At 72.4% G+C, this 12942-nt stretch carries 12 protein-coding genes; 5 read left to right on the top strand and 7 right to left on the bottom strand.

What is annotated here, in order from left to right:
• Nucleotides 1-940 precede the first annotated feature (940 nt).
• Both C2142_RS28555 and C2142_RS28550 read left to right on the top strand, forming a co-directional pair.
• Nucleotides 941-1435, top strand: coding sequence for a hypothetical protein (locus tag C2142_RS28555; protein WP_206671030.1), 495 nt, complete (start codon nucleotides 941-943; stop codon nucleotides 1433-1435).
• Nucleotides 1436-1688: 253 nt separating this feature from the next.
• Nucleotides 1689-2105, top strand: coding sequence for a hypothetical protein (locus tag C2142_RS28550; RefSeq protein WP_148645603.1), 417 nt, complete (start codon nucleotides 1689-1691; stop codon nucleotides 2103-2105).
• A gap of 66 nt (nucleotides 2106-2171) precedes the next feature.
• Here C2142_RS28550 and C2142_RS28545 read toward each other — a convergent pair whose 3' ends face one another.
• Complete coding sequence (locus C2142_RS28545; RefSeq protein WP_148645602.1) at nucleotides 2172-3053, bottom strand: LysR family transcriptional regulator; 882 nt, start codon at nucleotides 3051-3053, stop codon at nucleotides 2172-2174.
• Nucleotides 3054-3129: 76 nt separating this feature from the next.
• On the opposite strand from C2142_RS28545, the gene C2142_RS28540 reads away from it, so the two are divergent.
• Nucleotides 3130-3867 (top strand): hypothetical protein, encoded by a 738-nt coding sequence (locus C2142_RS28540; RefSeq protein ID WP_148645601.1) that lies wholly within the window; start codon nucleotides 3130-3132, stop codon nucleotides 3865-3867.
• A gap of 11 nt (nucleotides 3868-3878) precedes the next feature.
• Here C2142_RS28540 and C2142_RS28535 read toward each other — a convergent pair whose 3' ends face one another.
• The 4 genes from C2142_RS28535 to C2142_RS28520 all read right to left on the bottom strand — a co-directional run bounded on the left by C2142_RS28535 (nucleotide 3879) and on the right by C2142_RS28520 (nucleotide 8012).
• On the bottom strand, nucleotides 3879-5675 hold the full coding sequence (locus C2142_RS28535) for a PQQ-binding-like beta-propeller repeat protein (protein ID WP_208693236.1): 1797 nt from the start codon (nucleotides 5673-5675) through the stop codon (nucleotides 3879-3881).
• Nucleotides 5676-5903: 228 nt separating this feature from the next.
• Complete coding sequence (locus C2142_RS28530) at nucleotides 5904-6401, bottom strand: GNAT family N-acetyltransferase (protein WP_148645979.1); 498 nt, start codon at nucleotides 6399-6401, stop codon at nucleotides 5904-5906.
• 89 nt (nucleotides 6402-6490) lie between these two features.
• Nucleotides 6491-7087 (bottom strand): dephospho-CoA kinase, encoded by a 597-nt coding sequence (gene coaE, locus C2142_RS28525; protein WP_148645599.1) that lies wholly within the window; start codon nucleotides 7085-7087, stop codon nucleotides 6491-6493.
• A gap of 283 nt (nucleotides 7088-7370) precedes the next feature.
• Nucleotides 7371-8012 carry an MBL fold metallo-hydrolase gene (locus tag C2142_RS28520; RefSeq protein ID WP_148645598.1) on the bottom strand — a complete coding sequence of 214 codons (642 nt, stop codon included), beginning with the start codon at nucleotides 8010-8012 and terminating at the stop codon, nucleotides 7371-7373.
• Between the two features lie 62 nt (nucleotides 8013-8074).
• Here C2142_RS28520 and C2142_RS28515 point away from each other — a divergent pair, with 62 nt between their 5' ends.
• Nucleotides 8075-8500, top strand: coding sequence for a MarR family transcriptional regulator (locus C2142_RS28515; protein WP_148645597.1), 426 nt, complete (start codon nucleotides 8075-8077; stop codon nucleotides 8498-8500).
• A 67-nt stretch (nucleotides 8501-8567) separates the two neighbouring features.
• A complete protein-coding gene (gene zapE, locus C2142_RS28510; RefSeq protein ID WP_241002827.1) occupies nucleotides 8568-9656 on the top strand; it encodes a cell division protein ZapE in 1089 nt (362 codons plus the stop codon).
• 3 nt (nucleotides 9657-9659) lie between these two features.
• On the opposite strand, the gene C2142_RS28505 is transcribed toward zapE, so the two are convergent.
• Together C2142_RS28505 and C2142_RS40480 are read right to left on the bottom strand one after the other, a co-directional pair.
• Nucleotides 9660-11879, bottom strand: coding sequence for an MMPL family transporter (locus tag C2142_RS28505; RefSeq protein ID WP_148645596.1), 2220 nt, complete (start codon nucleotides 11877-11879; stop codon nucleotides 9660-9662).
• Between the two features lie 239 nt (nucleotides 11880-12118).
• Nucleotides 12119-12942: S1 RNA-binding domain-containing protein (locus tag C2142_RS40480; protein ID WP_241002826.1), on the bottom strand; the 824-nt coding region annotated here is incomplete at its 5' end.

Here is a 12942-nt window from a genome sequence, read left to right as displayed (position 1 = left end):
AGCGGCGCGGCGGGGTCTTGAAGTCGTCAGGGATGTCCTCGAAGCTCTCCGCCGTGCTCTTGGCGGTCAGCCCGAGCGCGCCGACGGCGGGCAGGGCCATGCCGGCCAGCAGCCCACCGGAGAGCACGCTCACGCCCAGGAAGGTCCCACCGTGGCGGACCAGCCGAAGCAGCGACCTCCGGGCCGGAGGGGCTTCTTCACTGTCGGGTGAATTCCATATCGGCGGAGTATTCGAGGTCATGTCGGAATGCTAAGCCCCCGTCATCCCACGAATCGAACGATTTCTCGCGCGAGCTGTCACGACCGTGCAACAAGGGCCCAGCGGCGCTCATTTGGAGCCCCTTCGTGCACTTTTCAAAAAATGGCACGAGGAAATACGGAGCCCTCGGAATTGACCGAGACACCCCCCGCCGACGGCACGGGCCGAACGAATCCGTACCGGAGGACCGCCGCCCGCCCGCGGGCGCGTGCCGACACCCGCTCCACCCCCGTGCATCCGTGACTTCGCGTGCCGCCCCGCGTGTCGCGCCCTCCCCCGTCCGACGAACCCCGACATCACTAAGACGCCGCGAGCGGGGCGTTATGTTGCACAGCGCCTGGCAGGCTCCGCAGCCGGCTCCACCCGACCCGCCCGACGGCGGTGCGGGTTCCACCGTGCACGACGGCGGGCGACGTTCGACTGCGGATCGACGGCGCCTCAGAAGGCAGCCCCTTCAGACCTTCCGCCCCCTTCATTCGGCCGCCGCGACCACCGGCCGCCGTGTGGCGCGGCCGGGCGCAGCACGACTTCCCGTTCCTCCGGGGCGGTGACGGCGTGGCCTCGTCATATGACAGTCGTCATACGGCAGACGTGAGGTTGGCTCCTTCCGGCGGAGGCTGACCTACCGGCATAGTCGTACTCACCGGCGAGGGCCGGACGAGGACCGAACCGGGGGACACCTTGAGCAGCGCAGCCACTGACACCGAAGCCACCGCCACCACCACCGTTACCGACGAGGCCACCACCGTTACCGGCGGGGCCACCAAGCCGGTGCCCACCGTCGCGGAACTCCGTCTCCCCACCTGGTACTTCGGCTTCGAAGGCGGCATCGCCGGCGCCTTCGACCTGCTGCACGCCTTCCCCGCGGCCTGGCCCGCCCTGGTCGCACTGATCGCCGCCAACATCACGGTCTCCCTCACCGTGCTGCGCCCGCGGCTGAAGCTCGCGGCGCTGCTGTGGCGCGGCAAGAGCACCCGCAACATCGCCCTGGCCCTGCTCGGCCTGCGCATCGGCAGCCACGTGGCCCTGGGCGCGATCGGCTTCGGAGTCACCTCCACCCTCGGCCACGTCGCCTTCGCGGTCGTGATGGCCACCCTGACCGTCACGCTGATGGCCTACGCCCAGCGCACCTCGCTCCGCGCCCTGGTCGCCGCCGGGAAGGCCACCGCGGCCTGAGCGGAAGTCCCCGGAACAGCCGTGGCACCCCGGGCGGCAGGCCCGGGGCGCCACGCCGCCCGGAATGTAGACCGGTCTACATATGACTGTCAGTCCGTTTATGACGACCGGTCTACAGAGGCCGCGGCCTGGCCCGCTTATGACGACCGGTCTACAGAAACCGACCGGTCTACATATTCGGTGACGAGACCCAGGCGACCAGCGCCCCCGGGCGATGCCCTAGCGTGAACCGCCGACCGCCGAAAGGGGCCCCATGACTGCTGATCGGATCTCCAACCCCACCCCCAAGCGCGGCAATCCACTCCTCCACGACCTCGCCAGGCCGTTCCCGGAGCGGGTTGCCGAGGCCGTCCGGGCCTGGGACGCGCATGACCACGGCCCGGCCCACCTGGTGGACGGGAAGGCGTTCTTCGCCCTCTACTGCTGGCGGTTGGCCGCCACCCGTCGCGGCGAGGAGCCGGACGAGGCGACGGCCGCGTACGTACGGCAGTCCCACAACGCCCTAGGCGGCCAGCCGGGCTGGTCCGCCATGCTGCGCCAACGGGCCACCTGCTCCTGCCACGGCACCACCTGGCGGCTGGAGAACATCTCGCTCTGCCTCGGCTGCCTCCGCTACGTCTGCTACGAGCTGGACGGGCCGTGCTGCGCCGGCGCGGAGATCGTCGGATAGCTCGGACAGTACGGACGGCTCGGGCAGCCCGGACGACTCGGACGGGGCGGCACGGCCCCCCGAACGTCACCCCTCCAGCAGCTGCGCCAGCAGCGCCGCCGGCCCCTCGGGCAGGCTGCCGTGCACCAGCTCCGTCCGGTGGACCAGCCGCGGCTCCCGGACGGGCACCGCGGCGACGCCCACCACACCGTCGAGCGCCGCCGCAGGAAGCACGGCCAGCCCGTGCCCGGCCGCGACCAGGGCGAGCAGTCCGCGCACGTCGGCGCCCCGGTAGCGGGCGGCCGGCCGGAAGCCGTCGACGGCGGTGGCGGCGCGCAGCCGGGCGGCGGCGGGGGCGATGTCGGGGGCATCCAGCCAGCGGGCGGCGGAGAGGTCGGCCAGGGACACGCCCCGGTGGCCGGCCAGCGGGTGGCCGGCGGGCAGGGCGACGGCGAGCGGCTGCTCGTCGACGGCGACGGTGGTGAGCGGGCCGACGTCCGGCAGCGGGAGCGGGTCGCTGGGGGCGGCGAGGCCGTCGATCAGGGCGAGGTCCACCTCGCCGGTGGCAACCAGGGCCGGCAGGGTCTCCTGGGCCACCACCCGGACCGTGAGGTCCATCCGCGGGTACGCCCGGCGCACCTCGGCGAGCGCGTTCCCCAGGGTTGCTCCAGCCGCCAGCGCGGTGGTACCGAGCAGCAGCCGGGCACTCGGGGTGCCGGCCAGGCGCGCGACATCGGCGCGCGCCGCGTCGAGCCGTAGCAGCAGCGGACCGGCGTGCTCCAGCAGCCGCACGCCCGCCTCCGTCGGGCCGACGGGACGGCGGACCAGCAGGCTGCTGCCGAGGTCCGCCTCCAGGGCCGCGATCTGCTGGGAGACGGCGGACTGGGTGTAGCCGAGCTCGCGGGCCGCCTCGGAGAAGGAGCCCAGCCGGGCCACGGTGACGAAGGTGCGCAGCTGATGCGGATCCACGCTTATCAGATCCTCTGATCGAAGGGTCAGAAATCATCGTTGGCACTGATGCCCAACGCGGGGTCAGGATAGCCGCATGACCTACCGCACCCCCCGCATCGCCCTGGTCGGCGACCGCTCCCCCGCAGTCCGCTCGCACGCCCGCATCCCCGGGCTGCTCGACGCGCTCGCCACCCGCGACCAGCTCGTGCTGGACGCCTACTGGATCCCCACCGAGGACGCCGGGTCGGCCACCGCCCTCGACGGCTTCGACGCGATCTGGCTGCTCCCCGGCAGTCCGTACCGCAGCGAGGCGGGCGCGGTGGCCGCCGTCCGCACGGCCCGCGAGCACGGCATCCCGTTCCTCGGCACCTGCGCCGGCTTCCAGCACGCCGTCCTGGAGTACGCGCGCACCGTCTGCGGGATCGGCGGCGCCGCGCACGGCGAGAGCCACCCCGGGGAGGACGACCTGGTGATCGTGCCGCTCAGCTGCTCGCTGGTCGGGCACGAGGGCGCGGTGGAGATCGCCCCCGGATCGCTCGCCGAGCGCGTCCTCGGGACGACCCGGACGGTCGAGCGGTACCACTGCGCGTACGGGCTGAACTCCGTCTACCTGGACCGACTGCGCGAGCACGGGCTGCGGTTCAGCGGCATGGACGACGAGGGCGACCTGCGGGTCCTCGAACTGCCCGGTCACCCGTTCTTCCTCGCCACCCTGTTCCAGCCGGAACTGGCGGGCGACGGCACCCGCGTCCACCCCGCCATCCGCGCACTCGCCACGGCCGCGGTCGAACACGCAGCGGCGGCCGGACTGACGGCATCGGCCCGGGACTGACCCGCCAGGAGTCACCCGGCCGACAGATAGAGGCCGTCGCCCGCCAGGGCGACGTACTCGTCCACCAGGTAGGGGGTCGCGCCGGGGGCGGTCTCGCGATCCTGCCCGGTCCGGGCATCCAGCACCACCGGTTCACGCTTCTGGGTGAGACCGTAGACCGCGCCGTGCCATGCGCCGGTCACCGAAGGGGCCGCCCGCTCTCCCGCCCGGACCTGAAACCCCAGCTGCCACAGGACATTGCCCCCGGCGGAATCGACAGCGATCAATCGTCCCCCCTGATAGTCCCCCACCTCACACACCGTCGTGGCCCGGCCATCGAACCTGCAGCTGTTGATGGTCGCCCCCTTCGCGTCCAGCAGCTGCATCGGGATGCTCTGACCGGTGCTCGTGGAGAGCAGGGTGTGCGTGCCGTGTCCGTCGGGGTGCCCCTCGTAGGCGAGGACCTTGTCGGCCGCGAACTCCGTCAGACCGATGCCTTCGGCCTCGGTCATCGCCTTCCACAGCACGGTCCCGTCCGCCGCACCGACCGCCCTGACCTCGTTCGGGCTGCCCATGAAGCCCGGGTCCCAGTAGCCGTTGAGGGCGGAGACGCCCACGAGGGTGGCGTCCTGGACCAGCCGTGGCTGAAAGTTCGCCAGCTTCCAGGCGACCGCACCGGACGCCAGGTCGACCGCGTACGTACTCGGAAGGCCCGAGAGGGCGGGAACGGTGACCACGGCCCGGCCACCGGCAATGCCCACCACCGCAGGCGCGCCTGCGGAGATCGTCCCGTCGTCGAGCCGCACGCGGCCGGCCTCCTCTCCTGTCCCGAGGTCCAGGACGTCCACCTCGACGGCGTAGTGGTCCGACACCGTCCCCTGCCCAGGGATGACCAGCGGGAAGGCGGCCACCGCAAAGTGCCTGCCGCCGGCTGTGCCCACTCCCGGGCGCCCGGGCAGCACCCCCTCCACCTTCTGGTCGTCCTGCGACGGGGCGGGAATGCGCCCCGCAGAGGTCATCCGGGCCAGAACCCGGCCATCGTGGCCGTCGACCGACTGAAGTGTCCGGCCATCCGCCACGTAGACCAGGTTGGGACCGTCCAGCACCACCGTTCCCTTCCCGCCGCCCGGACCGAGTGGGGAACGTCTGAACCGGACCGGCGGGTCGGCCCTGACCGGTTCCGGGCCGGAGCGGCTGGGCGACGGCGCGGCCCCGGCCGCCGAGGACGACGGGGCGCCGCCCGGTGCCACGCCCGGAGAGCCACCGCCGACGGCACCTGCCCCAACGGACTCACTGACCGTCCCGCCTCCGGAGGCGCCGGGTGAGCCGTCCGCAAATATCCTCACCCCGCCGTACCCCGCGGCCACCACCAACGCCAGAGCGGCGACCAGGGCCAGCACCGTCTTGAGATCGCCCTGGCGGACGTTCTGGATCACCTGGTCGCCCAGCGCCAGATTGCCCGTAACGCGGGACTTGCCGTCGATGATGATGCCGTCACGACCGATCCGCGGCGGCTGCGGTGGCTGCGGCGGAATCGATGGGGGCAACGGAACCGTCGGCGGGATCAGGGCCGTGAGCTGGACGGCGAACGGCGGCTCGCCGGCCATCACTTCCACGAGCACCCTGGTCAGCTCCGCCTGAGCGACCGGCTCCTGCGGGCCGGCGTCGAAGGCCGCCACAGCGGCCCGGCCGTCCGCCTCGGCCGAGAGGCGGCGGCGGACGACGTCCCCCACCGTCTCGCCCACCGCCCGGCCCGCGCTCCCCACGATGCCCGATGCCGCATCCGCCATGAGCCCGACAATGATCGAGGCGAGGTCTGACTCGCTCAAAGCGCCCCCCTGGCATGGTGGTTGTCACCTACACATTTGACTGCGGGGGCGGCTCGCACACCTGCCGGACAGTGATCGCGACGGAACCGCAACACGGCGCCGGGGTTCGCTCCGGCGAGCCGGCCCGGAGAACCGGGCAACAATGACGGCCCGACTCGGCAGCAACAGGGGAACGAGCACGTCGTCTGCCACCCAGCCCCCGTCCGGCCCGCACGGACGTACGGGGCCTCACATGGGGAGCGAGCGCAGCCGCACCGGCCCCTCGGGCCAAGCGGCACCCTCGTGCAACGGCGCCCACATCGTGCAGATGGGCATGACCACGACCCGCCCCTCGGGCTGCTCCACGTGGACGTCCCCCAGCAACTCCCGGAAGCCGAGCCGCCGGTAGAGCCCGGCCACCTGAGGCCGGCAGAACAGCAGCGCGTACCGCGGGCCGAGCGTCCGCGCGTGGTCCAGGGCCGCGCCGACCACCGTGCGCGCCAGGCCGCGCCCCCGGACGTCGGGGGCGACGGCGACGCCGCCGACGCCCATCGCGTCCAGGTCGTGGCCGCCCACCGTCAGCGGCAGCCGCAGCAGGCCGGTGTGGGCCACCAGGCGGCCGGCCTCGTCGCGGATGCCGAAGTGGATGTCCTTGGGGAGCCAGCTCAAGCCGGTGTGGGCGACGCCGAAGTGGTCCTCGCCGACACCGAATATCTCTTCGATGTCGGCCTTGGTGTAGTCGGCCATGCGCTCCACGGCGGGCGGTACGGAAACAGGATGATCAGCCACCTGATCATGATCCTCTTTCAAGCCGGCCTTGAACAGGCCGGAACCACTCACATCCGACGCGACTTCAGCTGCTCCCAGACCTCGGCGACCCGGGGCGCCAGCTCCTCCAGCGGCCCGCTGTTGTCGATGACGAGGTCCGCGAGGGCCAGCCGGTCGGCCCGGGTGGCCTGCGCGGCCATCCGGGCGCGGGCCTCCTCCTCCGCCATGCCGCGCAGCCGGACCAGCCGGCCGATCCGCACCTCGTCCGACGCGTCGACGACGACCACCAGGTCGAACAGCGGAGCGAGCCCGTTCTCGGTCAGCAGCGGGACGTCGTGCACCACGACAGCGTCCGGGGCGGCCGCCGCCTCCAGCTCGGCGGAGCGGGCCCGGACGAGCGGGTGGACGATCGCGTTCAGCGCCTTGAGCCGCTCGGGGTCGGCGAAGACGACCGCGCCGAGCGCCGGGCGGTCCAGCGAGCCGTCGGCCTGGAGCACCTGCGGGCCGAACTCGGCCACCACGGCTTTCAGCCCGTCCGTCCCGGGGGCGACCACCTCGCGGGCGATCACGTCCGAGTCCACGAGCACCGCGCCGTGGGCGGCGAACAGCCGCGACACCTCACTCTTGCCGGCGCCGATGCCGCCCGTCAGTCCGATCTTCAGCATGGCGTCAGGCTACCGGGCGACTTCCGCCTCACGACACCTTCGACTTCGCCAAGACCGACGGCACGCCCGGCGACGGCACGGACGGCGCCGCCGCCGCAGTCAAGGATTCCGACGCCGACGTCGTCGCACCGAGTATCACCAGCGCGGCAATCCCCCCTGGTGGCGGCGAGACGTTCTGCACCGGGGTGCTGGACCTCAGCCGATCGTTTCAGATGCACGGGAAGCGGAACGTCGACTTCGGCCCACCCCCGAGCCCGGCCGACCCGCCCCGCTCATGGCGGGGTCAGCCCAGCTCCAGGCTCTCGCCCTCGCCCAGGGTCGTCAGCTCCGCCCCCGTCCCCGGCCCGCCCGGGCCGACCAGGCGGGTGTGCACCGCCAGCCCCACCGGGCTGAGCACCGCGTCGTGGACCGGCACCGCCTGCCGCGGGCCCGCCTCCCGGACGTAGTCGATCAGCTCGGAGACCTTGGTCCACGGCCCGGCGATCGGCAGCAGCAGCGTCTCCACCGCGTGCGGCGGCACGGTCAGCGCGTCCCCGGGATGGAAGAGCCGGCCGTCGAAGAGGAAGCCGACGTTCTGCACCAGTGGGATGTCGGGGTGGATCACCGCGTGCCACTCGCCGTGCACGCTCACCCCGATCCCGCCCACCTCGAAGGCGTCGCCCTCGCCGACCACCGTCACCCGCTGCGCCACCCCGTCCAGCTGGGCGGCCACCGCACCGTTGGTCCAGACCCGCAGGGCCGGGTCGGCCTCCAGGGCGGCACGGAGCCGGGCCTCCTCGAAGTGGTCGAAGTGCTCGTGGGTGATCAGGACGGCGTCCGCACCCGCGAAGGCCGCAGGGTCGGTGAACATCCCCGGGTCGACGACGACGGTGGTGCCGCCGTGCTCCAGGCGTACGCAGGCGTGTCCGAACTTCGTGATTCGCATGCACCAAAACATACAGCAAGGCTGCACAGTTTTGCTGGACAAAATCCCGGTACGCTTCTCCCATGAACAGCCCGGCCCCCGAAACCCTCGAACTCGCCGCCGACCTGCGCTCCGCCATCGGCGAACTGGTCCGCACCCTGCGCCCCGGCGACGAGCTGCCGCAGAACCAGGCCGGCGTCCTCGGCCTGCTGGTCCGCGACGACCGCGCCTGCACCGTCGCCGAGCTCGCCGCCCACCAGCGCGTCCGGCACCAGTCGATGGCCCGCACCGTCGCCCTGCTCACCGAGACCGGGCTGGTCACCCAGCAGCCGCACCCCACCGACGGCCGCAAGCTCCTGGTCGCCGCCACCGACGCCGGCCGCGCCGCCCTGCACGAGCAGCGCGCCCGCCGCGAGGCGGTGATCGCCGGCGCCATCGAGGCCCGCCTCGTACCGGAGGAGCGGGAGACCCTGCGCACGGCCGTCGAGCTGCTGCGCCGCCTGCACTGATCACCCCGGCGGCAGGGCAACTCCCCGCGATCATGGATGTTCTGACGCCCTGCTAGGGTCCAGAGCCGTGACGGACAGGGCGGGGAAGCAGTACGAGTCGATGCGCGCGCACTTCCTGCACGCCGCCGAACAGCGCGGGTTCACACTCGACCCCGCCCAGGAGGCACCGGTCGAGCGGCTCAGCCGGCTCGCCGGCGAGCTGGCCCACCCGGCCTGGCGGCTGCGGCGCCCGCCGCGCCACCTCTACCTCTGGGGCCCGGTCGGGCGCGGCAAGAGCTGGCTGGTCGACACCTTCCTCGACGGCCTGCCGACCCCGCGCAAGCGGCGGCTGCACTTCCACGACTTCTTCCGCCGGCTGCACGAGGGCGTCGCCCACCACGCCGACGCCCACCACGCCGACGCCCACCACGACGGCGCCGCGGTGGACCGGGCCGTCGACGAGCTGCTCGGCGACTGCCGGATCCTGGTCTTCGACGAGTTCCACGCCCATGACGCGGGCGACGCGATGCTGGTCGCCCGGCTCTTCCGCACCCTGCTGGACCGGCGGATCACCCTCGTCACCACGTCCAACTACCCGCCCGCCGGCCTGATGCCCGACCCGCTGTACCACCACCTCTTCGAGCCGACGATCCGGCTGATCGAGGAGCGGATGGACGTCGTCGACGTCTCCGGGCAGGTCGACTTCCGGCGGCAGCCCCGGCCGGAGGGCACCCACGGCTTCGCCCTCGGCGCCCGCCTGCACCCCGGCGAGGAGGCCACGGCCGGGCTCACCCCTCCCCGGCCCGAGGAAGCCGGCCCGGTGGCCCTGCCCCACCACGAGCTGCCGGCCCGGGCCGTCCGCGACGACCTGGTCTGGTTCGGCTTCGCCGAACTGTGCGAGGGCCGCACCGCCGTCCCCGACTACCTCGCGCTGGCCGACCGCTTCCCCGCCCTCGTCCTCGACGGCGTCCCGCCCCTCACCGAGGCCTCCCCGGACGCCCGCCAGCGCTTCGCCAACCTGGTGGACGTCTGCTGCGACCGCGACGTCCGGCTGGTCCTGATCGGCGCCGACCCACTGGCCGGCCTCCCCGCCGGCTCCACCCTGCAACGCGACCTCGACCGCACCGCCAGCCGCCTCGCCCTCCTCCGGCAGCCGGCCGCGGGGGTCACCCCCTGAGCGTCAGGGCGTGATCACGAGCTCCTTGGCCTCCGGGCGCTGGCCGGGGATCACCGCCGGCGCGATGGTCGGCAGGTCGACGTGCTCGCTCAGCCCGAACCGGTTGTGCAGGCGGCGCAGCGGGGCCGGCGCCCACCAGTTGAACTCGCCGAAGAGGCTCATCGCGGCGGGGACGAGCAGGCAGCGGACCAGCGTCGCGTCCACGGCCACCGCCACGGCCAGCGCGATGCCCATCTGCTTCACCATGAGCATGTCGCCGAGCGCGAAGCCCGCGAAGACGATGACCATCAGCAGCGCCGCCGAGGTGATGATCTTCCCGCTGCGCTGCACCCCCAGCTCCACGGCCCGCGTACAGCTGTGGCCCTTGTCGCGCAGCTCCTTGATCCGGGCGAGCAGGAAGACCTCGTAGTCCATCGAGAGCCCGAACGCGAAGGCGAAGACCAGCACCGGGATGAAGGTCTCCAGCCCGCCGGCGGGGCTGAAGCCGAGCAGGCCGCTGAACCAGCCGTCCTGGAAGACCAGGGTCAGCGCGCCGAGCGAGGCGCCCAGCGAGAGCAGGTTCATCAGCAGGGCCTTGACCGGCATCACCACCGACCCGGTCATCAGGAAGAGCAGCACCAGCGTGCCGAGCGCCACCAGGCCGAGCGCGATCGGCCCCCGGGTGAGCAGTTCGTGCTGGAAGTCGACGACCGAGGCCGCTCCGCCGGTGACCTGGGTGGTGAGCCCGCCCCGGTCGGCGCGCAGCTCCTCGACGACCTTCTTGGCCTGCCCGCCCTGCGGGTCGCCGTGCACCAGCACGTCGATGGTGGAGACCTTGTCGCTCACCGGGGTGACCGCGCGGACCCCGCTGACGCCGGGAAGCTTGGCCACCACGTCGTCGGCGTACGCCTGGGCGACGGTCGCGCCGCCCTCGACCACCACGGTGATCGGGGCCTGCGAGGCCATCGGGAACCGCTGGTCGACCGTGTCGGCGACCTGGCGGCCGGCCGAGGAGGCGGGCAGCACGGCGGCGCCGGAGCTGCGCATGTCGGCGTGGAGGAACGGCGCCCCGGCGGCCATCAGCAGGGCGACGCAGGCGAGGGCGACGGGGACCGCGCGCTTGCGCACCCGGCGGACGGTGCGGCTGAAGAAGCCCTCGTCGGGCACGGGTGCGGTGGGTGCCTTGACCCGGCTGCCGGCGAAGCCGAGCAGGGCCGGGACGAGGGTGAGCGCGGCGGCGACGGCGATCACCACGACGCTCACGCCGGCGGCGGCGACCGCGGCCAGGACGGGGCTGGTGAAGACGAAGAGGCCGGAGAGCGCGACGGCGACGGTCAGCCCGGAGAAGGCGACGGTGCGGCCCGCGGTGGCGGCGGTCCGTTCGACGGCGGCGGCGATGCCCGCGCCGTGACCGCGTTCCTCCCGGAAGCGGTTGACCATGAGCAGCGCGTAGTCGATCGAGAGGCCGAGCCCCAGCACGGTGGCGATCGGCAGCACGCTGGTGTCGATGTCCATGATCTTGCTGAAGCCGAACATGGCCAGCAGCGCGCCGCCCACCGAGGCGACGGCGCCGATCACCGGCAGGCTGGCGGCGGCGAGGCCGCCGAAGACCAGCACCATGACGACCAGGGTCAGCGGCAGGGTGACGATCTCGCCGAACCGGGTGTCCTTCTCGGTCTGCTTCTTGACCTCGTCCTGGAGCACCAGGTCGCCGCCGACGGTGACGTGGGCGCCGTCGGCCTTGATGTCGGCGAGGCGCTGGGTGACGGCGGCGGTCTGCGCGTCGGTGCTGGCGTCGGCCATCCGGACGGAGACCAGGCTCGCGTTGCCGTCGGCGGAGCGGAGCGCGGCGCCGGCGGGGCCGGAGCCGTAGGCGTCGGTGGCCGAGGAGACCCCGGGCAGGGCGGCGATGTCGGCGGTGGCCTTGGTGACGGCCTCCCGTACGGCCTGGTCGTCGACCGGTTTCCCGTCCACCACGGCGGTGACGGTGCCCCGGGACGGGTCGGCCGCGGTGACCACGGCGCTTCCGCGGTCCGCCTCGGAGCTGGCCGAGGAGGCGCCGGCCACCGAGCCGGCGAAGACCCGGCCGCCGATCAGCACGCCTATGACCAGGACCACCGCCCAGAAGCCGAGCACCCAGCGCCGGTGCCGGAAGCAGAACCGGCCGAGGGCGGCAAGGCGCCCGTCGACCTTGGGGTCGGCGGACGAAGGGGCGGGGGAGGTCACTGCGGTGCTACGGCGCATGTGCGGGGGGTGCCTAGCGTGCGGGGCCGGGGGGAGCCACCCATCGGGCAACTCATCCCAAGGTAGGTCCTAGGTCCCGAATCGCCCATAGCCATCCGATGAGCCCCTAATCACAAAAATCCCTCACATAAGGAACAAGTAAGTGAATGGGGAAAACAATGGACCCCATCCGGAATACCGGATGGGGTCCATCGGTGACGCTATGACGCTATGCGCCGAGCACCAGCAGGGTCAGAGCCTCAGCTCTGGCCACCCGCCAGCTTCTCGCGCAGGGCAGCCAGGGCCTCGTCCGAAGCGAGAGCGCCGGAGCCCTCGTCGCTGCTGGAGGAGTACGAGCCACCGGCGGCGGCGGCGACGGCGTCGCCACCCTCGGCAGCGGCCTCGGCGTCGGCCTCACGGCTCTTGATGACCTGGGCCTGGTGCTGCTCGAAGCGGGCCTGCGCCTCGGCGTACTGGCGCTCCCACTCCTCACGCTGCTTCTCGAAGCCGGGCAGCCAGTCGTTCGCCTCGGGGTCGAAGCCCTCCGGGTAGATGTAGTTGCCCTGGTCGTCGTACGAAGCGGCCATGCCGTACAGGGTCGGGTCGAACTCGACCTCGGCCGGGTTGGCACCGAGGGCCTCGTTGGCCTGCTTCAGCGAGAGGCTGATGCGACGACGCTCGAGGTCGATGTCGATGACCTTGACGAAGATCTCGTCGCCGACCTGGACGACCTGCTCCGGGATCTCGACGTGGCGCTCGGCCAGCTCGGAGATGTGGACCAGACCCTCGATGCCCTCGTCCACGCGGACGAACGCACCGAACGGAACCAGCTTGGTGACCTTACCCGGAACGACCTGGCCGATCTGGTGGGTACGGGCGAACTGCTGCCACGGGTCCTCCTGGGTCGCCTTCAGCGACAGGGAGACGCGCTCGCGGTCCATGTCAACGTCGAGAACCTCGACGGTGACCTCCTGGCCGACCTCGACAACCTCGGACGGGTGGTCGATGTGCTTCCAGGACAGCTCGGAGACGTGAACCAGACCGTCGACGCCGCCGAGGTCCACGAACGCACCGAAGTTGACGA

Origin of the sequence: Streptomyces sp. CB01881 (assembly GCF_002953255.1) — a bacterium.
GTDB lineage: Bacteria > Actinomycetota > Actinomycetes > Streptomycetales > Streptomycetaceae > Kitasatospora.
The sequence above is the reverse complement of the archived record's forward strand: the minus strand, read 5'-3'. Positions and strand labels throughout refer to the sequence as shown.

What these genes read in the sequence shown, in the direction of transcription:
- C2142_RS28515 (WP_148645597.1), top strand. Translation starts at nt 8,075, where the DNA reads ATGAACAGCCCGGCCCCCGAAACCCTCGAACTCGCCGCCGACCTGCGC.
- C2142_RS28540 (WP_148645601.1), top strand. Translation starts at nt 3,130, where the DNA reads ATGACCTACCGCACCCCCCGCATCGCCCTGGTCGGCGACCGCTCCCCC.
- coaE (WP_148645599.1), bottom strand. Translation starts at nt 7,087, where the DNA reads ATGCTGAAGATCGGACTGACGGGCGGCATCGGCGCCGGCAAGAGTGAG.
- C2142_RS28505 (WP_148645596.1), bottom strand. Translation starts at nt 11,879, where the DNA reads ATGCGCCGTAGCACCGCAGTGACCTCCCCCGCCCCTTCGTCCGCCGAC.
- C2142_RS28520 (WP_148645598.1), bottom strand. Translation starts at nt 8,012, where the DNA reads ATGCGAATCACGAAGTTCGGACACGCCTGCGTACGCCTGGAGCACGGC.
- C2142_RS28550 (WP_148645603.1), top strand. Translation starts at nt 1,689, where the DNA reads ATGACTGCTGATCGGATCTCCAACCCCACCCCCAAGCGCGGCAATCCA.
- C2142_RS28530 (WP_148645979.1), bottom strand. Translation starts at nt 6,401, where the DNA reads ATGGCCGACTACACCAAGGCCGACATCGAAGAGATATTCGGTGTCGGC.